Genomic DNA, 23,915 nt, shown 5'->3' with positions numbered 1-23,915 from the left:
AACGCCTCTTAACCGCCCGGACCGCACGGTCCGGGCGGTTTCGTCTGTGCCGATGTCTCCCACGTCACATCCGCGAGTGTGAGCGGGACCACGCCGGTCGAAGATCGTCTCTTCGACCGAACCGGTCGCGCGGCGGGAAACCGGACGCGCCGCGACGACCCGTGCCACCGCCTCCGCACCCCCGATACCCGCTGCGAGCTGCGCCGACACCAGTATTTCGAGGTCACGTGCCCCTCGAACCGATGAAGGATCCCGTGCAGCACAGCAGCCCCACCCCGGACAACGCTCCCGCCCGGCACCGGCGCCCCGCCCGGCGTGCCGTCTACGTGGTCACCGGCGCGGTGGCCCTGCTCGGCCTCGGCATCGGAGGCGTGGTCGTCACCACCGCCCCGTCCGACCCGACGCCGGCCGCCGTCGACCTCGGCGTAGCGGCCCGCGTCGACGACGCCGCCCGCGCCGACCGCTCGGCCCGTGAGCCGGTCACCCCGTCCGCCGTACCGGCCAGCCCGTCGCCGAGCCCGAGCGCGAGCGCGACCACCCCGGCACCGAAGAAGACGGCGGCCGCGAAGCCGAAGCCGAAGCCCAAGAAGACGACAGCGGCGAAGAAGCCGACCTGGGTCATCCCGATGAAGGGTGCCGCCGTCACGTCCTGCTACGGGCCCCGCTGGGGCACCCAGCACGCCGGCATCGACTTCGCCATGCCGGCCGGCACGCCGATCCACGCCGCCGCGGCGGGCACCGTGGTCAAGGCCGGTGACGTGGGCGACGGGTACGGCATCTCGGTCTTCATCGACCACCACAACGGCTACCTGACCCACTACGCCCACCAGAGCCGGCTCGCCGTCGGCGTGGGCGACAAGGTCACCGCCGGCCAGGTCATCGGCTACGAGGGCTCCACCGGCGACTCCACCGGCCCGCACCTGCACTTCGAGGTGCACCAGGGCGCGATGTGGAGCCAGATCGACCCGGCGCCGTTCCTGCGTGCCCGGGGCATCAGCGTGGCCTGCTGACGCGGGTGATCCATCGGCGTGGCCGAGCCGGAGACGGCTCGGCCACGCCTTCGTTTCGTCAGGGGGTCACCCGGGTGGCCGGGCTGTCCCCGGGCAGGCCCGACATGTCCGTCTCGACCGGCGGCACCGGAGTGGCGCCGAGGGCGCTGCCGTCGGTGGCGTACGCGGTGAGGGTGGCCGGCTGGTCCGGCGGTACCCGCGTGGTGCCCGCCTTCGACGCGTCGAGCGCGACGGCGACCGGAGGTGCGCCGCCGACCGTGACCGTGACCCGGGCCGCGTCCGGCGGGGCGATCACCCGCACCTGGCCGGTGGGCGGACGGGTGCCGTCGTCGGCCCGGATCCGCCAGCCGATCGGCCGCCGGTCGGCCCCCTCGGCCGGCAGCAGCAGCCGCAGGTCGGTCCCCCAGCCGGTGCGGTGGTCGCCGCGCATCGCGTACGCGATCACCCCGCCGCCTGCGGGCTGCACGGTGAGCAGCGCGGCAGGCCGGCCACCCTCGGTGCCCGACCACAGCACCCGTACCGTCGTCCCGGCCACCGGAAGGCGGCTGTCGAGGAGCGCCCATCCGGCGACGTCGCGCAGGTCGGCGTCGGCCATCGGCGTGCCTCGGGCGCCCCGCCGGGCGGCGGTGAGCAGGACGTCCATCTCCCGCCCGGTCGGGTCGATCCCGGCGTACGGGCCGCCGCCCAGACCGCCCTGGAAGAGCACATGGTTGTCGCCGCCGACCCGGACGACGGGTTCGTGCCGCAGCGGCCCGGGAGGCAGGACGGCGAACCCGGCCCCGCTGCCGTCTGCCCGCGCGATGTCCTCGTACTCCAGCGTTCCCCTCGTCGTGTACCGGGGGTCGCCACTGATCGTCACAGTCGAGCCCGGGGGCCCGACGACGACCGCGAACCCGCCCCCGTCCGGACCGGCCTGCATCAGCGTCATGACCGGGTCGTCGGCGGCCTCGCTGTGACCGGCGTAGCGCATCTGCGCGGCGTCGGCCCCGGCCGGGCCCGCGTACCAGACCAGCGTCTCCTTGGTGAGCAGGCCGAACCGCAGCGGCACCGCCACCAGTGCGACCCGGCGGCCCGGCCGGTCACTGCCGTAGAGCAGACGAATCCGGTCGCGATCCCCGACCTTCCAGAAGCCGTCCGCCTTCGAGCCGCCCAGTGCGGTGGGGCGGCCCATCGCCGGATCGGCGCTGATCCGCTCCCGTAACGTGTCCAGCCAGGCCCGGTCGCCGGCGAGCGCGCCCCGGGGCGGCGCGTCGAGCAGCGCCGCCGGGGCGGCGGCGACAGCGATGCCGGGCGCCCAGCCCGGGAGGGGCACCACGTTGGCCTGGACCCCGACGAGCGCGGCCACGACCGCTGCCACAGCCGCCCGGATCAGCCGGTTGCGCCGATGCCGTCGCTCGCGCCGGGCGAACCCCGGCCACGGGTCCTCGGGTACGCCGACACCGTGCGCGGCCTGGCACAGCGCGGGACCGAGCGTCGAACGGGCGAAGTTCTCGGTCATGCCGGATCCTCCTGGAGCCGTACCGGGGACGCAGGGGCGGGCGGGGCGAACTCGACCCGCAGCCGGGCCAGCCCGCGCGACGCCTGGCTCTTCACCGAGCCGACGGAGCAGCCGAGAACCCGAGCGGTGTCCGCCTCACTGAGGTCCTCGAAGTAGCGCAGCACCAGAACCGCCTGGGTCCTGGGCGGCAGCCGGCGCAGCGCGGTGAGCAGCAACCGTCGCTGCTCCACCTGCGCGTACTCGTCCGGCGTCAGTGTGGTGTCGGAGGCCAGCAGCGGCACCTCCAGCGGCCGACGCCGCCGTCGCCAGGAGATCGCCGTGTTGACCATCACCCGGCGTACGTAGACCTCGGGCGCATCCCGGCGCAGTACCCTTCCCCAGCGCCGATGGGTCTTCTCCAGCGCAGACTGCACCAGGTCCTCGGCCGTCCCCCGGTCGCCGGTCAGCAGGTAGGCCGCCCGGAGCAGCCTCACCCACTGTTCCTGTACGAACAGCCGGAACTGTTCGTCGTCCTCGTCGCGACTCACGCCACCTCCAGGTCGCATCCGTCTCGCGTCCACGAGCGGACGCAGAGGAAGACGCGAACGGAGACCTGCGGGGTTGAGTGCCGTCGGGCTACGAACGCCCAGCGCTCAGAGCTTGTCGATCGGGGCGTGCCGCAGCACCAGCCACATGGTCTGGTCGCCGAAGTCGATCTGCGCCCGGGCGCCCGGCCCGGCCCCCTCCACCGCCAGCACCCGGCCCAGGCCGTACCGCTGGTGGTTGACCCGGTCGCCGGCCGAGACCTTCGGGGCCTGCTTCAGCTCGCTGGCGGTGGCCAGGCGGCTCGCGTCCACGCCCAGCCGCTTGGCCAGCTCGGTCGCCTTGGGCGTGCCACCGGCGAAGCCGCCGCGGCCGAGCCGGTCCGCCCGGCCGCCGACGCCGCCGCCCCCGCCACCCCACGAGGTGTACGACCCCTCGGTGCGCTCCCAGCGGACCAGCTCCGGCGGCAGCTCCTCAAGGAACCGTGACGGCGGGTTGTACGCGGGCGCGCCCCAGGCCGACCGGGTCACCGCGCGGGACAGGTAGAGGCGCTGGCGGGCCCGGGTGATGCCCACGTACGCCAGCCGCCGCTCCTCCTCCAGCTCGCGCGTGTCGCCGAGCGAGCGCAGGTGCGGGAAGACGCCGTCCTCCAGGCCGGTCAGGAAGACCACCGGGAACTCCAGCCCCTTCGCGGTGTGCAGGGTCATGAGGGTGACCACGCCCTGATGGTCCGGGTCGTCGGACGGGATCTGGTCGGCGTCGGCGACGAGCGCCACCTGCTCCAGGAAACCGGCCAGGGTGGCCCGCTCGTCGTCGGCGCCGAGCGCCTCGATCCGCTCGGTGTACTCCCGGGCGACGCTCACCAGTTCCTGGAGGTTGTCCACCCGGCCGGCGTCCTGCGGGTCGAGGCTCTCCTCCAGCTCGGCCAGGTAGCCCGAGCGGGTCAGCACCGCCTCCAGCACCTCCTCCGGGGTGCCGGTGCCGGCCAGCTCCCGCGCCGCGTCGAGCAGCGCGACGAACTCGGCGATGCCGTTCGCCGCCCGGGTGGAGATGCCCGGCGCGTCCTTGGCCCGGCGCAGCGCGGCGCCGAAGGAGATGCGGTCCCGCGCGGCCAGCGCCTCCACGCACGCCTCGGCCCGCTCGCCGATGCCCCGGCGCGGGGTGTTGAGGATCCGGCGCAGGCTGACCGTGTCGTCGTCGTTCACCACGGCACGCAGGTAGGCGAGCGCGTCGCGGACCTCCTTGCGCTCGTAGAAGCGCACCCCGCCGACCACTTTGTAGGGCAGGCCGACCCGGATGAACACCTCCTCGAACACCCGGGACATGGCGTTCGTGCGGTAGAAGACCGCCACGTCGCCCGGGCGGGTCTCGCCGTCGTCGACCAGCCGGTCGATCTCCCGCGCCACCCAGTCGGCCTCGGCGTGCTCGGTGTCGGCGACGTACCCGACGATCTGCTCGCCGGACCCGGCGTCGCTCCACAGCCGCTTCGGCTTGCGGGAGGTGTTGCGGTCGATCACCGCGTTCGCGGCGTTGAGAATGGTCTGGGTGGAGCGGTAGTTCTGCTCCAGCAGGATCGTGCGGGCGTCGGTGAAGTCCCGCTCGAACTCCAGGATGTTGCGGATGGTCGCGCCCCGGAACGCGTAGATTGACTGGTCGGCGTCGCCGACCACGCACAGCTCGGCCGGCGGGATCCCCTCGGTCCCGGAGACCAGCTCCTTGATCAGCACGTACTGGGCGTGGTTGGTGTCCTGGTATTCGTCGACGAGCACGTGCCGGAACCGGCGCCGGTAGCTCTCCGCCACGTGCGGGTGCGACTGGAGCAGGTGCACCGTCGTCATGATCAGGTCGTCGAAGTCCAGCGCGTGTGCCTCGCGCAGCCGCCGCTGGTAGAGCGTGTACGCCTCGGCCAGCGCCCGCTCGTTGGGCCCCTTGGCCCGGCCGGCGAACTCCTCCGGGTCGACCAGCTCGTTCTTCAGGTTCGACACCTGTGCGGCCAGACCCCGGGCCGGGTAGCGCTTCGGGTCCAGATCCAGCTCGCGGGCGACCATCTGCATCAACCGGCGCGAGTCGTCCGCGTCGTAGATCGAGAACGTCGACTTCAGGCCGGCGTGCTCGTGCTCGGCCCGCAGGATGCGTACGCAGGCCGAGTGGAACGTCGAGACCCACATGAGCCGGGCACGCGGGCCGACCAGCGCGGCCACCCGCTCCTTCATCTCACCGGCGGCCTTGTTCGTGAACGTGATCGCGATGATCTCGCCGGGATGCGCGTCGCGGGCGGCGAGCAGGTAGGCGATCCGGTTGGTGAGCACCCGGGTCTTGCCGGAGCCGGCACCGGCCACGATCAGCAGCGGAGAGCCGGCGTGGGTCACGGCGTCCCGCTGAGGGCCGTTCAGGCCGTCGAGGAGGGCGCCCGGGTCCGGCCCGGGGCCCCCGGGACGGCGCGACGGGGTCGGCCGGGACTCCGGCGCGGGTGGGGACGCGGGAATGTCGAAGAGAGGATGCATCGCAGCCCGAGTCTATGCCGCCCGGCGGACACTTCCCCGCCCGCGCCGCCGGTCGGCGCACACCGGCACGTCTCACCTGTTGGTGCGTCTTCTTGCGCGCCCGCCCGGGTGGTCGGCATACTCGACGCGTGTTCGATCAGCGCTTCTCCTTTTACTACGGCACCGGGAGTCCGGCAGCCGTGGGTCGCGCCTGATCACTGACCTACGAAACGCCCCGGGCTCCCCAGAGCCCGGGGCGTTTTTCGTTCCGGGATCCGGGTACCGGGCCCGAGCCCCGAGAGGGACGACGATGATGACTGACGTGGTGGAGCCCAGCGGCAGCCTGGCGCGGCACGACCGGCCGGCCGGCGGCGACCCGACCGGGGCCGCCGCGGCCCGGACCGGCACCGACGACACGGCGGCGGCGGAACGGATCGGCGAGATCCGGCGGCGGATCGACGAGATCGACCGTACGCTCATCGCGCTCTGGCAGGAGCGGGCCGCGCTCTCCCAGGAGGTCGGCGCGACCCGGATGGCGTCCGGCGGCACCCGGCTGGTGCTCTCCCGCGAGCGGGAGATCCTGGAGCGGTTCCGGGCCGAGCTCGGCGCCGACGGCACGCAGCTCGCGCTCCTGCTGCTGCGCGCCGGCCGCGGCCCGCTGTGACGGCCGCGCGGACGCCGTGACGGCCGTGGAGACGACGAACCGCCTGCCGGCGTCGAGTTGACGCCGGCAGGCGGTCCGGAACGGATCAGGCCACCTCGTGGGTGACGACGATCTCCCGCTTCTCCGCGAAGTGGCAGGCGCTCGGGTGGTCCGAGCCCGGCCGGATCTCCAGCAGCGGCACCTCCTGGGCGCAGACGTCCTGCGCCTTCCAGCACCGCGTGCGGAACCGGCAGCCCGAGGGCGGGCTGACCGGCGACGGCACGTCGCCCTGGAGCCGGATGATCGCCTTGCTCTCCCGCACGGTCGGGTCCGGCACCGGCACCGCCGACAGCAGAGCCTGGGTGTACGGGTGGGTCGGCCGCTCGTAGATCTCGTCCTCGGTGCCGATCTCCACCATCTTGCCCAGGTACATCACGGCGACCCGGTCGGACAGGTGCCGCACCACGGACAGGTCGTGGGCGATGAAGACGTACGACAACCCGAACTCGGCCTGGAGCTTCTCCAGCAGGTTCATCACCTGGGCCTGGATCGAGACGTCCAGGGCCGACACCGGCTCGTCGCAGACGATCACCTCGGGCCGCAGCGCCAGCGCCCGGGCGATGCCGATGCGCTGCCGCTGACCGCCGGAGAACTGGTGCGGGTACCTGTTGATGTGCTCCGGGTTGAGGCCGACCAGGTCGAGCAGCTCCTTGACCTTGCTGCGCCGGCTGCCGCGCGGGGCCACCTCGGGGTGGATCTCGAACGGCTCGCCGATCAGGTCACCCACTGTCATCCGGGGATTCAGCGAGGTGTACGGGTCCTGCATCACGAGCTGGATCTGCCGGCGCAGTCGCCGCAGCGCGCCGCCGGAGAGCTTCGAGATGTCCTGGCCCTTGTAGAGGACCTGACCGGAGGTCGGCTTCTCCAGGTTCATCAGCACCCGGGCGAGCGTCGACTTGCCGCAGCCGGACTCGCCGACCACGCCGAGCGTCTCGCCGGCCTTGAGTTCGAAGGAGACGCCGTCGACGGCCTTGACCTGGCCGATGGTCTTCTTGAACACCACGCCCCGGGTCACCGGGTAGTGCTTGACCAGGTCACGAACCTCGATGATGTTCTCAGTCACGGTTCACCAGCTCCTCGGCGAAGTGGCAGGCGCTGGCCCGGCCGTTGCCCAGTTGCAGCAGCGGCGGGACCTTCTCCCGGCACACCGGCTGCGCCATCGGGCAACGCGGGTTGAACGCGCAGCCCGGCGGAATGTTCATCAGGTTCGGCGGGAGGCCCTTGATGGTGCGGAGCTCCTGGCCCTTCTCGTCCATCCGGGGGATCGAGTTGAGCAGGCCCAGCGTGTACGGGTGCGCCGGCTTGCGGTACAGCTCGTAGACGTCGGCTTCCTCGACGATCCGGCCGGCGTACATGACCGCGATCCGGTCCGCGACGTCGGCGACCACGCCGAGGTCGTGGGTGATCAGGATCATGCCCATCTGCCGCTCGCGCTGCAGTTCGCCGAGCAGGTCCATGATCTGGGCCTGCACCGTCACGTCCAGCGCGGTGGTCGGCTCGTCGGCGATCAGCACCTCGGGGTCCAGCGCCAGCGACATGGCGATCATGGCGCGCTGCCGCATACCGCCGGAGAACTGGTGCGGGTAGTTGCTGAACCGGCCCTTGGCGTTGGGGATCTTCACCTGGTCGAGCATCTCGATCGCGCGCTTCTTGGCGTCCGAGCGGCTCATGCCGCGCCGGACGCGGAACTGCTCGGCGATCTGGAAGCCGACCGTGAAAACCGGGTTGAGGGCGGAGAGCGAGTCCTGGAAGATCATGGCGATGCCCTCGCCACGGATCCGTCGCCGCTGCTCGGCGGACTGCTTGAGCATGTCCTTGCCGTGGAAGCGGACCTCGCCGCCGGTGACGAACCCGGGCGGGGTGTCCAGGATGCCCATGATGGTCTGCGCGGTGACGCTCTTGCCGGAGCCGGACTCGCCGAGCACGGCGAGGGTCTCCCCCGCGTCGACGTGGTACGTGACTCCGTTGATGACCTTGGCGACGCCGTCCCGGGTGCGGAACTCCACCCGAAGGTCGTCGACCTCGAGCAGGCGGCCCGAGGGGCGGCCGGATCCGTCGGCGCCCGGCGCGGACTGCTCGGACACGAGAATGTCGGACAACTCAGTTCCCCTATCGGAGCTTCGGGTCGAGGGCCTCGCGGACCGCCTCGCCGAGCATGACGAAGCTCAGCACGGCGGTGACGAGGAACGCGGCGGGGAAGAACAGCAGGAACGGCGAGACCCGGATGTAGTTCTGCGCCTCGCTGATCATGATGCCCCAGGAAACCACCGGGTTCTTCAGGCCGATGCCGAGGAACGAGAGCGTGGCCTCCGCGCCGATGAACGAGCCCACCAGGATCGTGCCGTAGACCAGCAGCGGCGCCAGGCAGTTCGGCAGCAGGTGCTTGAGGATGATCCGGCCGGTGCTCGCGCCCAGGGCACGGGCCGCGACGATGTAGTCGGCCTCCTTGGTGGAGAGCACCGAGGAGCGCATCAGCCGCATCACCACCGGCCAGGTCAGCACGCTCAGGGACAGGATCACCAGGCCCATGATCGTCCACTCGCCGTTGTCGGTGCCGGACCCGTTGAACGTGGTCAGGATGACGATCGAGCCGAGCACGAACGGCAGGCCGAAGAAGATGTCCGCGATCCGGGACAGCACCGCGTCCACCCAGCCGCCGCGGTAGCCGGCGATGATGCCCATGGCGCCACCGACGAACAGCGTCAGGAGGGTGGAGACCACAGCGACCACGATCGAGGCGCGGGCGCCGTAGATGACCCGGGCGTAGACGTCGCGGCCCTGCACGTCGTAGCCGAACCAGGCGGAGGAGGACGGCTCGACCCGGCTGCGCTCCAGCGCGCCGTTCACCGCGTCGCCGGAGGTGAACAGCGACGGGACGGCGGCCATCAGGATGAACAGCAGGATGAACGTCGCCGAGATCCAGAACAGCGGCTTGCGACGCAGGTCGATCCAGGCGTCGCCGAGCAGGCCACGGGGCTTCTGCTGCTTGGCGCTCTCGGGCAGACCGGCGTCGGTGGGTGCGCCCGACCCGGCCTCGGTGGGCATGGTCGCGGGCGGCGTCGTCACGATCGACGCGGAACTCGGGTCACTCATGCCCGCACCTCGTTGCGCTCGGCGCGGGCGTGGTTACCCGCGCAGACTGCTGGGACGATTCGTTCGCTGCGGCGGTCACTCATAGCGGATCCTCGGGTCGAGGGCGGCGTAGAGCAGGTCGACCACCAGGTTCATGACGAGATAGACAAGCACCAACACCACCACGATCCCCACAACGGTAGCGCTCTCCTTCGTGACGATCGAGCGGAGCACCTGCCGGCCGATGCCGTTGATGCCGAAGATGCCCTCGGTCACGATCGCGCCACCCATCAGCGCACCGAGGTCGGTGCCGAGCAGGGTGACCACCGGGATGAGCGAGTTGCGCAGCAGGTGCACGCCGACCACGCGGCGCATGGGCAGGCCCTTGGCGATCGCGGTACGGACGTAGTCGGCACGCCGGTTCTCGGCGATGCTCGTCCGGGCCACCCGCGCCACGTACGCCATCGACGCGCTGCCGAGCACGAACCCGGGCACGATCAGTTCGCTGAACCGCATCTCGTTGGAGACGGTCGGGTTGATGATGCCCCACTTGACGCCGAGCAGCCACTGAAGCACGAAGCCGATGACGAAGACCGGCAGGGCGATCAGGAAGAGCGTGGAGACCAGGACCAGGTTGTCCAGGAAGCCGTTGCGCCGCAGACCGGTCAGGATGCCCGCACCGAGACCGATCACGGCCTCGATGGTGAGGGCGACCACCGCCAGCTTCAGGGTGTTCGGGTACGACGTGGCGATGATGTCGCTGATCTCGCGACCGCTGAACGTGATACCGAAGTCACCCTGCAGAAGGTTCTTCATGTAGCTGGCGTACTGCACCCAGATCGAGTCGTCGAGATGGTACTTCTCGACCATCATGGCCCGGTAGTTCGGCGGGCAACCGCGGTCGCCGCACTTGCCGGCGAAGGGGTCACCGGGCACTGACCAGACGAGCCAGTAGATCAGGAACGTCGTGCCGATGAACACCGGTACGAGTTGCAGCAGCCGTCTCAAGAGATAACGGCCCATGGGGTGGTCCTCCAGACAGGGAGCGCCGGGTAGGCCGGCGCGGCGGCGACAACGTGCGAGGGGTTCGTTGTACACCCCCTCGCGGAACGGCCCCGGGTCGGGCTCACCGGTAGGCGAGCCCGACCCGGGGTCAGACCGTTCGGATCAGAGCTCGACCGAGGTGATGTCGAGCTCACCGACGTTGGACAGCTCCAGCTTCTTGATCTTCTCCGAGTAGCCGGACTGCTGGCCACCGAAGTAGATCGGCATGGAGGGGACGTCCTGGTCGATCAGCTTGACGGCCTCAGCGAACTTCTTGTGGGCCTCCTCGATGCTGGGGGCCGCGGAGGCCTCCTTGGCGAGACGGTCCACCTCGGGGTTGCTGTACTTGCCGTCGTTGGAGGAACCACCGGTGACGTAGAGCGGGTTGATCCAGTTCTCGACGTCCGGGTAGTCCTGCTGCCAGCCGGCCCGGTAGGCGCCGGTCATCTTGTAGGCGTTGATGTTGGCGCGGAAGACCGCGAAGGTCGGCACGCCGACCGCGACCGCGTCGATGCCCAGGTTGGTCTTGATCTGCTGGGCGACGGCCTCCATCCACTCCTTGTGGCTAGCGTCCGCGTTGTACGACAGGGTCAGCTTGCCCTGGAAGCCACCGGCCTCGGTGAGGAGCTGCTTGGCCTGGGCCACGTCGAACTTGCAGGCGGTGCAGTTCTTCGGCTCGGCACCCGGGGTCAGCGGGTTGGCCCAGCTGTCGGCCGGCTTGCGGTTACCGAAGAAGATCTTGTCGGTGATCGACTGCCGGTCGATGGACAGCGAGATCGCCTTGCGCAGCTTCGGGTTCTGGAAGCGCTTGTCGTAGATCGGGAAGGCGATGATGCCGGTCGACGGGGTGGTCGTCGGCATGGCCCGCTCGCCCAGGTCGGTCTTCCACTTCTCACCGGCCAGCGCGGAGACCGGAACCTGCTGCTGGAAGTCCAGGTTGCCGGCGAGCAGGTCGTTGTACGCCGCCGTGTCGTCCTGGTAGATCTTGACGGTGACGTCCTTGATCTTCATCTTGTCGCGCAGGCTGTAGTCGTCGAAGCGGGTCAGCTTGATCTCGACGTCGTCCTGCCAGGAGACGAGCTTGACCGGGCCGTTACCGATCGGCTTCTTGCCGAAGTCAGCCGGGGTGGACGAGAAGAACGCGTCCGGCAGCGGCATGAAGGCGCTGTAGCCGAGCTTGGTCGGGAACACAGAGGTCGGCGCGGAGAGCGTGACCTCGAAGTTCCAGTCGTCGACGACCTTCAGGCCGGACATGTCCTTGGCCTTGGGCTCCGGAGCCTTCTGCGGGCCCTCCGGGCCGTCCGGGTCCTCGGTGTAGACGTCGTCGAAGCCCTGGATGTCGGAGAAGAAGGAGGCGTTCTGCGCGCCGTTCGGGCCGTACGCCGCCCAGTTCCAGGCCTTGACGAAGCTCTCGGCCTTGACGGTGGTGCCGTCGTGGAACTTGGTGTTCTGCTTGATCTTGATCTTGAAGACCTTCGAGTCGGTCGTGTCGATCGACTCGGCGAGCAGGTTCTGCGGCGCCCCACCGTTGTTGGGGTACTCGACCAGGCCGCTCCACACCCAGTCGATGACCTTGCCACCACCGGTCTCGGTGGTGTTCGCCGGAACCAGGGGGTTCTCCGGCTGGGTGCCGTCGATGACGATCGCGCCGTCCTTGCTGGCGCCGGCGTCGCCACCGTCGTTGTTCCCGCTGGAGCAGCCGGACGCGACGAGCGCGAATGCCGCGCCCACCGCGAGCGCGCCGCTCGCCCGCTTCGAGACTCTCATTCCGAGGGGCCTCCTCTTTCTAACCTGGTTCCGTCGTGAGTTTCACGCACGTCTTGGGGGGTGACACCACCGGCGGCCCGAACCGCAGGACACCGGTTTACCGCAGAGGAATTCGGGACACCCCAGGGGTACCGATCCGCCGGGCGCCACACCCTGGACGAGGCACCGCGCAGGGTCGGCGACCACGCGGCGGCGCGAAAGACGGCGTCACGTGTTCGACGGGCCCGACGAAGTGCCTCACACCGGGGGGTGAGGTGCTGCCACTGTGACACCAACCGGCCCTTTCCGTGAAGGTGCCGTTATCAAGCCGTTAGTTGGTCGCCACGTTGCCGATACTTGAGAAAAGATCACAAAGTGTGCGGACGATAGGGCCCTGAACAGGCAGAACGGGCAGCAAGAGGTCGACGGGTGTCCCTACGGCAGGGGAGCTGTGACGTTCGCCGCGCCGGCGCGGACGTTCCTGGTGGGCGTACGACTGTCGCGTTTTCTGTCCGTCCGGATGATGTCATGCCGACTGAGCGGTCGACACGACCACCCCGGGGTACGAGGCCGCCGAGGCCCCGCCCCCGGGCGGCAGCCGGTCCTAGACCAGCCGGCGGTCGGCGGCCCAGCGGGACAACTCGTACCGGTTCGACATCTGGAGCTTGCGCAACACGTTGGAGACGTGCGTCTCGACCGTCTTGATCGAGATGTACAGCTCCTTGGCGATCTCCTTGTACGCGTACCCCCGGGCGAGCAGCCGCAGCACCTCGCGCTCGCGGTTGGTGAGCTGGTCCAGCTCGGGGTCGGCCACCGGCGCGTCCGGCCGGGAGGCGAACGCGTCCAGCACGAACCCGGCCAGCCGCGGACTGAAAACCGCGTCGCCGTCGGCCACCCGGCGGATCGCGTCGGTCAGCTCCTCCGGCGAGATCGTCTTCGTGACGTACCCCCGCGCGCCGGCGCGGATCAGGCCGATCACGTCCTCGGCGGCGTCGGAGACGCTCAACGCCAGGAACCGCACCTGCGGGTGGGTACGCCGCATCGCCTCCAGCACCGCGCGGCCACCGCCGTCGGGCATGTGCACGTCGAGCAGCACCACGTCCGGCGCGGTGGCCGCGATCCGGGTCACCGCCTCGGCCACCGAGCTGGCCTCGCCGACCACATCCACCCGTGCGCCCAGCTCGGCGCGGACGCCGGCCCGGAACATCGCGTGGTCGTCGACGAGGAACACCCGCAGCGGCCCGCGCGGCGTCGTACCCTCGACCGGTTCCTGCTCGGACATGTCACCTGTCCCTTTCCGCCGTGGGGCCGGAGCCGCTGATCGGCAGGATCAGCCGGACCTCGGTCCCTTCCCCCGGCTCGGACCGGATCTCCGCCCGGCCGCCGTGCCGCTTCATCCGTCCGATGATCGAGCCCCGGACGCCGTGCCGGTGATTCTCCACGGTATCCGGGTCGAAGCCCTTGCCCCGGTCCCGGACGAACACGCTCACCTGCTCCGGCTCCACCTCGGCGTACAGCGACACGGTCTGCACACCGGCGTGCCGGGCCGCGTTGACCAGAGCCTCCCGGGCGGCGGCCACTATCGCGCCCACCCGCTCGTCGGTCTCCCGGTCGCCGACCACCACCACCTCGACGGTGATGGCGAAGGTGTCCTCCACCTCGGCGGCGGCCTGCTCCAGCGCGGCCGCGAAGCGCTCGGTGGGCGACGCGGTCGGCTTGTAGAGCCAGTTGCGCAGCGAGCGCTCCTGACCCCGGGCCAGCCGCTGCACCGTCTTGACGTCGCTGGCGTTGCGCTGGATCAGGGCCAGCGTGTGCAGCACCTGGTCGTGCACCATCGCGGCCAGTTCGGCGCGCTCCTGCTCCCGGATGCGGCCCTCCCGCTCGGATCGCAGCTGGTTCCAGGTGCGCCAGAGCACCGGACCGGTGACCACGCCCACGCCGGCCAGCCCGACCAACGCGAAGATCACGCCGTTGAGCACCGCGTCGAAGTTCTGCGACGGCGAGTAGACGGCCGCCACGCCGATGATGCCGACCGCGACGAGCACGCCGCCGCCGATGAAGCGCAGCACGAACGCACGCCTGTCGCTCTCCTCCACCACCGCGCCCAGCCAGGGCACCGCGGAGTCGCCCCACTGCCGGCGGCGCTCCGGGGCGGCCTGGTGCCAGATGACGCCCGCGCCGACCGCGATGATCGCCACCAGCCAGCCGGCGGTGCCGGCCGCGCCCACCGAGTTGAACGCGACCACCTGGAGCAGCAGCACGCCGAGGCCGATCACCACGAACGGCAGCAGCTGGGCGAGGTCGCGGCGGGGCGGGGCGGCGGTGTCGCCGGGGCGGGGCGGGACCACCGCCCAGAAGGCGGCGTAGAGCAGCAGTCCGAGACCACTCAACCCGAGCAGCACCATGAACGCCACGCGGACCCGCAGCACCGGGATGCCCAGGTGCTCGGCGATGCCCGCGGCCACCCCGGCGGCCAGCCGGTGCTCGGTGGCCCGGTAGAGGCGCGGGGCGTGCGGTGCGGGGGTGCTGCTGATCGGAGACTCCCAGGTCGAGGCGGATGTGGCGGCAGCGCCGACGCTCAGATCGTCACACGGCGGCGACGCCCCGGACCACGGGGACGCCCCGGAGTTTCACCGGCCGCGGATCTCAGGGTGGGGTCAGGGTCGGGTCCGGAGGCTGTTCGGGCGGCCGGGGCAGCAGTATCGAAGCCATGAACGAGGACGCTGCCCGTCCGCCCCGCCCCTGGGCGGCAGCACAGGACGCCCCGCCGCCGCCCCCGCCGGGAGCGGCGCCCACCACCGACCAGGCGGCACCACCGCCCGGCGGCGGCACGCCGTTCGCCGGTCCGCCACCCGGTGGGTACGCCCCACCGCCCGGCGCCGCCGGCTTCACCACCCGGTACGGCCTGGTACGCCCTCGCCAGGGCCGCTACCTGGCCGGGGTGTGCGCCGCCATCGGCCGGGCCACGAACACCGACCCGGTGCTGTGGCGCGTGCTGCTGGCCGTGCTCGGCTTCTTCGGCGGCATCGGCATCATCGTGTACATCGCCGGCTGGCTCATCGTCCCCGGCGAGGGCGACACCGCCTCGCCGCTGGAGGCCATGCTCGGCCGGGGCCGGTCCAGCATGTCGCCGATCACGGTGATCGTGCTCAGCATCGTGGTGGCGCTCGGCTTCGCCTACGTCGTGACCGACGGGTTCCGGGCGATCCTCCTCGGCGCGGTGATCCTGATCGGCGGCGCGCTCCTGCTCAACCGCGACCAGCGCGGCCCGGCGCAGCGCCCGGCTCAGCCGGCGCCGCCGCACGGTCCCCCGCCGGGTCCGGTGCCGCCGGTGGCCTGGCCCGCACCGCAGGCCCCGGCGCCGGGTACATGGCCCGCGGCTCCCCCCGCGGCGCCGTGGACCGGCGCGCCCGCCGGGCCGGCCGTGCCGCCGGCACGCCCCGGCGTGGCGCCCGCCACCGGCCTGCCCGGCGCTGTCCTGCCCGCCACCCAACCGGAGCCCGGCTACCCGCCGGCCCGCCGCCCCGAGCCGGGGTACCCGCCCGCGCCCGAGCCCGGCCACCCGCCGGTGCCCGCCGCCGAGCCCGGCTACCCGACGCCGGGCGCCTCTGAGCCGGACAACCCCGTGACGTCCGGCGCGGAGCACGAGCCGGGCAACCCGGCGAGCTTCTCCGGGCCCGCGACCGGCTACCCGACGCTGCCCGCGCCGGGCTGGCCCGCCGCTGCGGGCACCCGGCCGGCCCCGGCCGAGCCGACGACCGTCTCGATGCGGCACGTGACCGGCGCGGTCGCCGACACCGCCTCCTGGCCCACATACGGCGGGAACCCGGCCTGGCCGGGCGCGCGGGACGCGGGCTCCCGGCTGGACGAGCCGGCCGCCGTGCCGCCGCCCGCGCCGGTGGGCGCGCCGCTGCCGCCCGGCGGCTACCGGCCGCCGTTCGCCCCGCACGGCCCCTACGCCGGATCACCGCCCGGCCCGCCCGTCCCGCCACCGGTCCGGCCGCCGCGGCCGCCGAAGCGGCCCAAAGAGCGCTCGGCGCTCGGCGCGGTCACGTTCTCGCTGATCTTCCTGGCGCTCGGCGTGGTGGCCATGCTCGACCTGCTCGACGTCTTCCCGGTCGGCGCCGCCGGCTACTTCGCCGCCGTGCTCGCGACCATCGGCCTCGGCCTGCTCGTCGGCACCTGGTTCGGCCGGGCCCGCTGGCTGATCGCGCTGGGCCTGGTGACCGCGGCGGCGCTCGGCATCGCCACCGTCGCCGAGTCCTACGACCGGGTACGCGGCATCGACGGCAACGTCACCTGGGCCCCGACCGACCTGCGCGACCTGGCGAGCCGGTACGAGAACAACCTCGGTGACGCGACGCTCGACCTGCGCGGTATCGACTTCGACAAGCAGGACGTCCAGGTGACAGTCGACGTGAACCTCGGCAACGCGACGGTGGTCGTACCGCCGAACGTCGACGTGACCACGGTGGCCGACGTGAACGCCGGTGACGCCACCGTCTTCGGCCGGCGCAGCGGCGGGCTCGGCGGTCGTCAGTGGGAGACCACCGACGCCGGCCCCGACGGTCCCGGTGGCGGCAAGCTACGCCTCTTCGTCCACGTGAACGCCGGCAAGCTGGAGGTGACCCGGTGAAGGCGCACCGTACCGACCTCGTGTCGCTCGCTTTCGGACTCCTCTTCCTCGGCCTGTCCGTCTGGTGGCTGCTGGCCCGGATCCTCGGCCTCGCCGTACCGCCGGTCGGCTGGTTCCTGGCCGGCGGGCTGGTGGTGATCGGACTGCTCGGGCTGATCGGCGCGCTGCGCTCGGGCCGCGCCCCGGAGCAGCCCGCCCCGCCGCCCGCACCGGAGGTCACCGTCGCCGCGCCGTACGGTTCCCCGGCCGGTGGCACGGCGACGGCCGGTGGCACGGCGACGACCGACGGCGCCGACGAATGGGCCACCGAGGCGACCACCGACCCCGCCGAGCCGGCCACCCGCGAACTGCCGCCGCTCGACGAACCGGCCGACGAACCGGTTCGGCAGCGCCGTACGCCGGAGGATCCGGCCTGACCGCGCCACTGCGGCGCCCTTCGGACGCGGCCTATGCTGGTCGGCGGAGATCTCGCCTCCGCCGGCCGGCCCGCGCCCCCGACTCGCCGGAGCCGCCGGTCGGGTCGCCGGAGCCGCCCCGTCCGTTCGCTATCTCGTCAGGAGCCCGTCCGACATGACCCAGTCCCCCGCCGTGCGCGTCACCGGTCCCTCCGGTGCGGTCCGCATCGGCGAGCGCGCCGCCCGCACGCTCGTCAGCGAGTTCGCCCGGCGTAACGACCCGAAGGCCGGCCTGCTGGTCGGTGCGACCCCGGAGTCCGCGGTGCTGGCCGCCGCGATCGAGGCGCTGCTCCCCGGCGACCGGCTGACTGTGGTGCCGGCGGAGGGCGCCGCCGTGGCGGCGCTGCGCGAACACGTCACGGCGCAGGGCCGCTGGGTCGCCGACCGGGTACGCGTGGCCGACACGCTCGCCGAGGCGGACGCCGCCGCGGTGGTGATCGTCGCCGAGCCGTTCACCGGCACCGCGGACGAGGCGCGCGCCGCCGTCGACGGGCTGGTGAAGTACCTCGCCGAGGGCGCGGTGCTGAGCGTCGCCGCGCCGCTGTTCCGCACCGAGGGCGCCGACGGCGAGCTGGACCGGCAGGGCGTGCTGCACGGCGTACGCACCGACCTGGTGCTGCGCAACACCCCGCCGGTACGCGTGCACCACCTGCGCTTCAGCCCGGCGCCGGTCGCGCTCGCGGCCTCGCTGTCCCCGGCGTACCGGCCGTCGAGCGTGCCGCTGACCCGGGGCATGCACATCGACTCGAACGGCGTGGCCGCCGCGGGCATCACGCTCGGCCTGGCCGCCCTGGCCCGGGCCGCGCGGCCGAAGTCGAAGCTCTGGCTGCTGCCGGCGCTGGCCGCCGCGCCGGTGGCCGCGTTCTTCCGGGACCCGGAGCGGGACGTGCCGGAGGACCCGTCGGCGGTGGTGGCCTCGGCGGACGGTCAGGTGCTGTCCGTGCAGCGCCTTCAGGACGAGCGCTTCGGTGACGGCGAGTGGCTGCGGATCGCGGTCTTCCTGTCGGTGCTGGACGTGCACGTCAACCGCGCCCCGGTGGCCGGCAAGGTGGTCGACTACTTCGTCGCCGACGGCGGGTTCGTCAACGCCATGAAGCCGGACGCCGAGCACAACGTGGCCGCGTACACGGTGCTGGACACCGACCACGGCACGGTGGTGGTCGCGCAGCGCACCGGGCTGATCGCCCGCCGGATCGTGCAGCGGGCGCCGGTCGGCTCGCTGCTGGCCCGGGGGGAGCGCTTCGGCCTGATCCGGTTCGGCTCGCGTACCGACGTCTACCTGCCGGCCGACGCCGCGGACCCGCTCGTCGGCCCGGGTGACAAGGTGGTCGGCGGCGCCACGGTGATCGCCCGCTGGCGCTGAGCGCCGCACACGAAGAAGGGGCGCCGCTCTCGCGGCGCCCCTTCTGTCGTTCTCGGGTCAGGCGGTACGGCGCTGGTGCAGCCAGAGCAGCGGGCCGCTGACCAGGTAGCCCACCACCACGAGGGCGAACGTGAGCCGGATGTCGACGAGCGCACCCACCACCGGGGCCAGCCAGAGCCACGGCGGCAGCCTCAGCAGCCGGGCGAGCTTGGCGTACGGGAAGCTGGACACCATGGCGAAGGCGAGCAGCGCCACGCCGGCCACCATGACCAGGCCGGGGACCGGCACGCCGATGGCCACGGTCAGGGCCAGCACTGCTGCCGCCATGGTGGTCGGCACGCCGCAGAAGAAGCGGCCGTCCTTCGGCGAGACGTTGAACCGGGCGAGCCGGATCGCCGCGCAGGCGGCGACGAGCGCACAGGAGACCGCGGCGGCCGCCGGGGGCGCCGAACCGGCCAGCGAGGCGTAGACCACTACCGGCGCGGCGAGGCCGAACGAGCACATGTCGGCGAGCGAGTCCATCTGCGCGCCGAACGGGCTGGCCACGCCGAGCTTGCGGGCCAGCGCACCGTCGAGGCCGTCGAACGCGACGCAGGCGATCAGGCAGATCGCGGCGATCTGCACGTCACCGCGCATGGCCAGGAAGATGGCCAGCATGCCGAGCATGAGGCTGCTCAGCGTGCACGCGTTGACGAGCGCGAACTTGGCCCGGCGGGCGGCGGTGCGCTCACCCGGCAGGAGCGGGATCGACATCGCCGAGGCCTCGTCGTCGACCGGGGCGGCCGGGGCGAGCGCCGGGCTGACCGGGCGTACCGCCTCGATCTCGGTGTCGAGCCGGCCGTAGCGCAGGCGCTGGCGATCGGCGTAGCGGTGGTCGGGGGTGACCCGGTCGGTCCCCGAGACGGCCATGCCGTCCCGGCGGCCCACTCGGACCAGCAGCACCTGGCGGGCGAACGTGCTGCTGCGGCGCAACCGGCCCGCCCAGCGACGCCCTGCGGGGCGCGGACTGTCAGTCGTACGACGCCGGCGCCATGGGGCTCTCGGCACGTTTCCTCCATCACCGGATCGGCTGGCCGCCCTTGGCGGGGCGGGTGTCCGGCTGTCTCGTGCCGGACCTTTCGGATCCGGCAGCCCTTTTGCGGAGTACACCATTGCACAGGGGACAGGGGCTTGGCGATAGCTGCCGGCGGTAGTTATATCTGGCGTAACCGCGCGAACCGCTCAATCATTCCCATCTCGGGCTTCATCGCCCGTTTTCGGTGTCAACCCTTGCTCCTGACTGTACCGGAGGTCACCAAGGGCGGCTCGGCGAGCGATTCAGCTCACCCTCCGGCCGGTGGCGCGGGCCGCCACGTCGGTCATCCGCAGGGCCGTGACCTGCTCCGGGGCGAACCAGGCCGCCCGCGCGGTCGAGCCACCGGCCAGCTCGGTCACCACCGCCTCGGTCGGCGCGTCCACGCGTACCCGGTAGATCACCCGGACGCCGTGCCAGTCCAGCGGGCGCCGCTCCGGACCGAGCGCGCCCGGGTTGTGCAGGTTGTCCACGGCGATCAGGTCGACCACCCGGCCCAGCTGCCCGGCCTCCTCGACCAGCTCGCGCAGCAGACCGGCGGCCGGCTGCTCACCGTGGTCGGTGCCGCCGCCGGGCAGGTGCCACTGACCCGCGCCCGGGTAGCCGTCGGCGATCATGGTGAGCAGCACCCGGCCGGCGGGGTCGGTGACCAGCCCGTACGCGGCGAAGCGCTGCCGTCGGTCGGCGGCCGGCCCGGCCGGGTCGACGGGCAGCCCCCGGGGCATGCCGGCCGGCAGTGGCGTCACCGGCAGGCCGAGCAGCTCGGCGGTGAACGGCATCAGCAGCCGGGCGGCGGCCTCCTCGGGCGTGAACCAGCCCACCTCGTCGGTGCCACCGGCCGGCTCGGGCCGCAGCCGCCCGCCCCGCGCCTCGACCTCGAAGATCAGCCGGTCGGTGTGCATCGCGACGGTCTCGGTGCGGAACGGGGTCACGTCGGCCACCGCGGCCCGGATCGCACCGGGCGCCACGGTCAGGCCGGTCTCCTCGGCGAACTCGCGTACCACGGTGTCGGCCGGGTGTTCCGCGTGCTCGACGCCGCCGCCGGGCAACTGCCACACCCCCGGGTACGGGCACCGCGCCGAGCCGCGCGCCAGCAACACCCGCCCCTCGGAGTCCCGCAGCACCCCGTAGGCCCCGATCCGCCGCCGCTGCTCCACAGCCCACCCCTCCCCCGCGCCCCACCCCGTCGATCATGAGGTTAGCGGTACCGAGGCGGACATCTCGCCCCGTCAACCTCATGATCGCCGGGGTGGGGGCCCGGAGGGGCCGGGGGTCAGAGGAGGTGGGCGGCCTGGACCGCTTCGGCCGTCACCTCGGTGAGGCGGTCGGTGGGGAGGGCGCCCAGTTCCTCGCGGCGGAACCAGCGGGCCTCGCAGGTGGAGCCGCCGATGTCGGCCACCGTGGGTGGCGCGGGCTGGTCGACGACCACCCGGTAGAACGCGCGTACGCCGTGCCAGTCGATCGGGTAGCCCTCCGGGCCGAGCGAGGCGGCGTCCCGGTGGCTGGCCACGCCGAGCAGCTCGACCAGGCGGCCGGTCTGGCCGGTCTCCTCGACGAGTTCCCGGATCAGCGCCGCGCCCGGCTGCTCGCCGTAGTCGGTGCCGCCACCGGGCAGGTGCCAGCAGCCGGCGCCCGGGTAGCCGTCGGAGACCCGGGTCAGCAGCACGCGCTCCTCCGGGTCGGTCACCACCGCGTACGCGGCGAAGCGCTGCGCCCGGTGCAACCCGTCCGGGCCGGGTACGGCGTAGAAGGAGGGGAACTCGGGCACCTCCTCCGGCACGATGTCGTCGGTGGAGGTGGGCAGGCCCAGGGCACGTGCGGTGAACGACCGCAGGGGCAGCTCCCGGGCCTCGTCGAGGGTGAACCAGCGGGCCAGGTCGGTCGGGCGGTCGACCCGCTCGGTGAGCGTCCCGCCGCGTACCGAGACGGTGTAGAGCAGCCGGTCGGTGTGGATCGTGATGTGCCGCTCGGGCAGCGCCCGCATGTCGGCGAGCACGTCCTGGAGACCGGCCACAGCCACCGAGAGCCCGGTCTCGGCAGCGGTCTCCCGTACGACTGTGTGTTTGGGGTCCTCACCGTGGTCGACCGCGCCTCCGGGGAGCGACCAGGTGCCGGGGGTGCCGGAGCGCTCCGATGCGCGGACCAGCAACACTCGGCCGTTTGAATCAGCACAAACTGCGTATGCCGCGATCCTGCGGAGCGGCTCCAGCGAGGTGGTCACGGGAGCAAATTCTCCCCGGAGCGGGTTACCGGGATCGAAAAGAGTCAGATTCCTGACTCTCGGCTGGCGTCTCAGGGACGGTTCAGGGTAGGCGTCCGGGCGGTCACCGAGGTCGCCCGCCACAGCGCGCGGGACCGTTGACACATGACCTTCCCGAACCCCTCCCAGGCCCCGTACAAGCAGCTCCGCCGACCGGTCAGCGACCGCATGATCGCCGGGGTGGCGAGCGGCCTCGGCCGCTACTTCGCCGCCGACCCCACGCTGATCCGGGTGATCTTCGCAGCCGCCACGGTGCTCACCGGCGGGCTCGCCGCGCTCGCGTACCCGATCATGTGGTTCCTGATGCCCGAGGAGCCGGCCGGCGCCCCCGCCTGGCCGCACCCGCCGGGCACCGCGCCGGGCTGGCCGCCGGTCCCGCCGACTACGCAGGCGCCGACTACGCCGCAGGTGCCACGGCCCGAGGCCGGACCGCAGGCGCGGCCGGACGCCGGACCGCAGACACCGCCGGCGGCCTGAGCCCCGTCACTCCCACTCGATGGTGCCCGGCGGCTTGCTCGTCACGTCCAGGACCACGCGGTTGACCTCGGCGACCTCGTTTGTGATCCGGGTGGAGATCCGGGCCACCACGTCGTAGGGCAGCCGCGACCAGTCGGCGGTCATCGCGTCCTCGCTGGAGACCGGGCGCAGCACCACCGGGTGACCGTAGGTGCGCCCGTCGCCCTGCACCCCGACGCTGCGCACGTCGGCCAGCAGCACCACCGGGAACTGCCAGACGCCCCGGTCCAGGCCGGCCGAGGTCAGCTCCTGCCGGGCGATCAGGTCGGCCTTGCGGAGCACGGCGAGACGCTCCTCGTCGACCGCGCCGATGATCCGGATGGCCAGGCCCGGGCCCGGGAACGGGTGCCGCCACACCATCGCCTCGGGCAGTCCCAGCTCCAGGCCGATCGTGCGGACCTCGTCCTTGAACAGCGTGCGCAGCGGCTCGACCAGCGAGAACTTCAGGTCCTCGGGCAGGCCGCCGACGTTGTGGTGGCTCTTGATGTTGGCGGTGCCGGTGCCGCCGCCGGACTCCACCACGTCCGGGTAGAGCGTGCCCTGCACCAGGTATTCCACGTCGCCGTGCGCGGCGATCTCCCGGGCGGCGGCCTCGAAGACCCGGATGAACTCCCGACCGATGATCTTGCGCTTCTGCTCCGGGTCGGTGACCCCGGCGAGCGCGCCGAGGAACCTTTCCCGGGCGTCGACCACCTTGAGCTTGATGCCGGTGGCGGCGACGTAGTCCTTCTCGACCTGCTCGGCCTCACCGGCGCGCAGCAGGCCGTGGTCCACGAACACGCAGGTGAGCTGGTCGCCCACGGCGCGGTGCACGAGCGCGGCGGCGACCGCCGAGTCGACGCCGCCGGAGAGACCGCAGATGACCTCCTTGTCGCCGATCTGCTCGCGGATCCGGGCGACCTGCTCGTCGATGATGTTCGACGGCGTCCACGTCGGTTCGATGCCGGCGATGTCGTACAGGAAGCGGGTGAGCATCTCCTGGCCGTGCGCGGTGTGCCCGACCTCGGGGTGGAACTGCACGCCGGCCCGGCGGCCGGCCACGTCCTCGAACGCGGCGACCGGCGCGCCCGCCGACTCGGCGGTGACGGTGAAGCCCTCCGGGGCCTCGGTGACGCAGTCGCCGTGGCTCATCCAGACCGGCAGGTCGGCGGGCAGGTCACGCAGCAGCACGCCGGGCTCGGTCAGGCGCGGGCGCAGCGGGGTGCCGCCGTACTCGCGGTTGCCGGTGCGCGCGACGGTGCCGCCGAGCGCCTGGGCCATGGCCTGGAAGCCGTAGCAGATGCCGAAGACCGGAACCCCGGCGTCGAACATCCCGGCGTCGATCTGCGGCGCGTCCGGAGCGTAGACGCTGGCCGGGCCGCCGGACAGGATGATCGCGGCCGGGTTCTTCGCCAGCATCTCGGACACCGGCATGGAATGCGGGACGATCTCCGAGTAGACCTTCGCCTCGCGGACACGGCGCGCGATGAGCTGGGCGTACTGGGCTCCGAAGTCCACCACGAGGACGGGGCGAGGCGTGCTCATGTGCGCAAAGC

20 protein-coding genes are annotated in these 23,915 nt (G+C 72.3%); 6 read left to right on the top strand and 14 right to left on the bottom strand.

Translation table 11 applies throughout. The features are described from left to right. Window positions 1-242: 242 nt before the first annotated feature. Window positions 243-1,010 (top strand): M23 family metallopeptidase, encoded by a 768-nt coding sequence (locus AB0B20_RS18900; RefSeq protein WP_357471988.1) that lies wholly within the window; start codon window positions 243-245, stop codon window positions 1,008-1,010. A gap of 58 nt (window positions 1,011-1,068) precedes the next feature. Here AB0B20_RS18900 and AB0B20_RS18895 read toward each other — a convergent pair whose 3' ends face one another. From AB0B20_RS18895 to pcrA, 3 genes are all read right to left on the bottom strand, one after another. Further along, window positions 1,069-2,508: a hypothetical protein gene (locus AB0B20_RS18895; RefSeq protein ID WP_357388836.1), complete on the bottom strand. Its 1,440-nt coding sequence runs from the start codon at window positions 2,506-2,508 to the stop codon at window positions 1,069-1,071. Then, the gene (locus tag AB0B20_RS18890; protein ID WP_357388838.1) at window positions 2,505-3,035 is read right to left on the bottom strand and encodes a SigE family RNA polymerase sigma factor; all 531 of its coding nucleotides are present in this window, start codon (window positions 3,033-3,035) and stop codon (window positions 2,505-2,507) included. Before AB0B20_RS18890 ends, AB0B20_RS18895 begins: the two co-directional genes overlap by 4 nt. Window positions 3,036-3,140: 105 nt before the next feature. Then, window positions 3,141-5,534: a DNA helicase PcrA gene (gene pcrA / locus AB0B20_RS18885; RefSeq protein WP_357388840.1), complete on the bottom strand. Its 2,394-nt coding sequence runs from the start codon at window positions 5,532-5,534 to the stop codon at window positions 3,141-3,143. Window positions 5,535-5,823: 289 nt separating this feature from the next. Here pcrA and AB0B20_RS18880 point away from each other — a divergent pair, with 289 nt between their 5' ends. Next, window positions 5,824-6,177, top strand: a complete 354-nt coding sequence (locus AB0B20_RS18880) for a chorismate mutase (RefSeq protein WP_357388842.1) — start codon at window positions 5,824-5,826, stop codon at window positions 6,175-6,177. An 85-nt stretch (window positions 6,178-6,262) separates the two neighbouring features. Here the strand turns inward: AB0B20_RS18880 and AB0B20_RS18875 are convergent, their stop codons facing one another. The 7 genes from AB0B20_RS18875 to AB0B20_RS18845 all read right to left on the bottom strand — a co-directional run bounded on the left by AB0B20_RS18875 (window position 6,263) and on the right by AB0B20_RS18845 (window position 14,612). After that, window positions 6,263-7,279 carry a dipeptide ABC transporter ATP-binding protein gene (locus AB0B20_RS18875; protein WP_357388844.1) on the bottom strand — a complete coding sequence of 339 codons (1,017 nt, stop codon included), beginning with the start codon at window positions 7,277-7,279 and terminating at the stop codon, window positions 6,263-6,265. Continuing rightward, complete coding sequence (locus AB0B20_RS18870) at window positions 7,272-8,300, bottom strand: ABC transporter ATP-binding protein (protein WP_357388887.1); 1,029 nt, start codon at window positions 8,298-8,300, stop codon at window positions 7,272-7,274. The genes AB0B20_RS18875 and AB0B20_RS18870 overlap by 8 nt, the downstream gene beginning before the upstream one ends. 25 nt (window positions 8,301-8,325) lie before the next feature. Further along, window positions 8,326-9,309 (bottom strand): ABC transporter permease, encoded by a 984-nt coding sequence (locus AB0B20_RS18865; RefSeq protein ID WP_357388846.1) that lies wholly within the window; start codon window positions 9,307-9,309, stop codon window positions 8,326-8,328. Between the two features lie 75 nt (window positions 9,310-9,384). Next, complete coding sequence (locus AB0B20_RS18860) at window positions 9,385-10,311, bottom strand: ABC transporter permease (protein WP_357388848.1); 927 nt, start codon at window positions 10,309-10,311, stop codon at window positions 9,385-9,387. A gap of 144 nt (window positions 10,312-10,455) precedes the next feature. After that, window positions 10,456-12,099, bottom strand: a complete 1,644-nt coding sequence (locus AB0B20_RS18855; RefSeq protein WP_357388850.1) for an ABC transporter substrate-binding protein — start codon at window positions 12,097-12,099, stop codon at window positions 10,456-10,458. Between the two features lie 583 nt (window positions 12,100-12,682). Next, window positions 12,683-13,360 (bottom strand): response regulator transcription factor, encoded by a 678-nt coding sequence (locus tag AB0B20_RS18850; protein WP_357388852.1) that lies wholly within the window; start codon window positions 13,358-13,360, stop codon window positions 12,683-12,685. Window position 13,361: 1 nt separating this feature from the next. Then, window positions 13,362-14,612, bottom strand: coding sequence for a PspC domain-containing protein (locus AB0B20_RS18845; RefSeq protein ID WP_357388889.1), 1,251 nt, complete (start codon window positions 14,610-14,612; stop codon window positions 13,362-13,364). A gap of 176 nt (window positions 14,613-14,788) precedes the next feature. Here AB0B20_RS18845 and AB0B20_RS18840 point away from each other — a divergent pair, with 176 nt between their 5' ends. From AB0B20_RS18840 to AB0B20_RS18830, 3 genes are all read left to right on the top strand, one after another. Then, window positions 14,789-16,714, top strand: a complete 1,926-nt coding sequence (locus AB0B20_RS18840) for a PspC domain-containing protein (protein ID WP_357388854.1) — start codon at window positions 14,789-14,791, stop codon at window positions 16,712-16,714. Next, window positions 16,711-17,130, top strand: coding sequence for a hypothetical protein (locus AB0B20_RS18835; RefSeq protein WP_357388891.1), 420 nt, complete (start codon window positions 16,711-16,713; stop codon window positions 17,128-17,130). Before AB0B20_RS18840 ends, AB0B20_RS18835 begins: the two co-directional genes overlap by 4 nt. A 154-nt stretch (window positions 17,131-17,284) precedes the next feature. Further along, window positions 17,285-18,532 carry a phosphatidylserine decarboxylase gene (locus tag AB0B20_RS18830; RefSeq protein WP_357388856.1) on the top strand — a complete coding sequence of 416 codons (1,248 nt, stop codon included), beginning with the start codon at window positions 17,285-17,287 and terminating at the stop codon, window positions 18,530-18,532. A gap of 57 nt (window positions 18,533-18,589) precedes the next feature. Here the strand turns inward: AB0B20_RS18830 and AB0B20_RS18825 are convergent, their stop codons facing one another. The 3 genes from AB0B20_RS18825 to AB0B20_RS18815 all read right to left on the bottom strand — a co-directional run bounded on the left by AB0B20_RS18825 (window position 18,590) and on the right by AB0B20_RS18815 (window position 21,825). Further along, complete coding sequence (locus tag AB0B20_RS18825) at window positions 18,590-19,504, bottom strand: CDP-alcohol phosphatidyltransferase family protein (RefSeq protein WP_357388858.1); 915 nt, start codon at window positions 19,502-19,504, stop codon at window positions 18,590-18,592. 345 nt (window positions 19,505-19,849) lie between these two features. Then, window positions 19,850-20,761, bottom strand: a complete 912-nt coding sequence (locus AB0B20_RS18820; RefSeq protein ID WP_357388860.1) for an NUDIX domain-containing protein — start codon at window positions 20,759-20,761, stop codon at window positions 19,850-19,852. Between the two features lie 116 nt (window positions 20,762-20,877). After that, on the bottom strand, window positions 20,878-21,825 hold the full coding sequence (locus AB0B20_RS18815; protein WP_013288532.1) for an NUDIX domain-containing protein: 948 nt from the start codon (window positions 21,823-21,825) through the stop codon (window positions 20,878-20,880). A 144-nt stretch (window positions 21,826-21,969) separates the two neighbouring features. Between AB0B20_RS18815 and AB0B20_RS18810 the strand changes: the two genes are divergently transcribed. Then, complete coding sequence (locus tag AB0B20_RS18810; protein WP_357388862.1) at window positions 21,970-22,341, top strand: PspC domain-containing protein; 372 nt, start codon at window positions 21,970-21,972, stop codon at window positions 22,339-22,341. Between the two features lie 6 nt (window positions 22,342-22,347). Here AB0B20_RS18810 and guaA read toward each other — a convergent pair whose 3' ends face one another. Further along, on the bottom strand, window positions 22,348-23,904 hold the full coding sequence (gene guaA / locus AB0B20_RS18805; RefSeq protein ID WP_357388864.1) for a glutamine-hydrolyzing GMP synthase: 1,557 nt from the start codon (window positions 23,902-23,904) through the stop codon (window positions 22,348-22,350). Between the last annotated feature and the right edge of the window lie 11 nt (window positions 23,905-23,915).

This window comes from Micromonospora sp. NPDC049151 (assembly GCF_040648395.1).
Classification (GTDB): Bacteria; Actinomycetota; Actinomycetes; order Mycobacteriales; family Micromonosporaceae; genus Micromonospora.
This window is presented reverse-complemented; position numbering and strand designations above follow the sequence as displayed.